Source organism: Pseudomonas sp. HMSC057H01, assembly GCF_001836405.1.
GTDB lineage: Bacteria > Pseudomonadota > Gammaproteobacteria > Pseudomonadales > Pseudomonadaceae > Pseudomonas > Pseudomonas aeruginosa.
Map to the genome: position 1 here is coordinate 193,042 of NZ_KV828506.1, position 258 is coordinate 193,299.

General features: G+C 62.4%; 1 pseudogene. It reads right to left on the reverse strand.

Going from position 1 to position 258, the window contains the following annotated elements:
* Nucleotides 1-258: pseudogene (locus HMPREF2581_RS33870) on the reverse strand (chemotaxis protein); the annotation flags it as partial.

A 258-nucleotide genomic window follows, 5' to 3' on the forward strand; every position in this document is an offset into this window, starting at 1 on the left:
GGGTGTTGATCTCGGTGATGTCCATGTTCAGCGAATCGACCACCGCGGTCTGCTCCTCGGTGGCAGTGGCCACCGACTGGTTCATTCCGTCGATCTCGGCGATCCGTCCGGTGACACTGCTCAGGCGTTCGCCGGCACGGTTGGCGATCTCCACGCTCTCCAGGCTGTAGCGCTGGCTTTCGGTCATGGTGCTGACCGCTTCCTGGGCGCCGATCTGCAGTTCCTCGATCATCTTCTGGATCTGCTGGGCCGACTCCT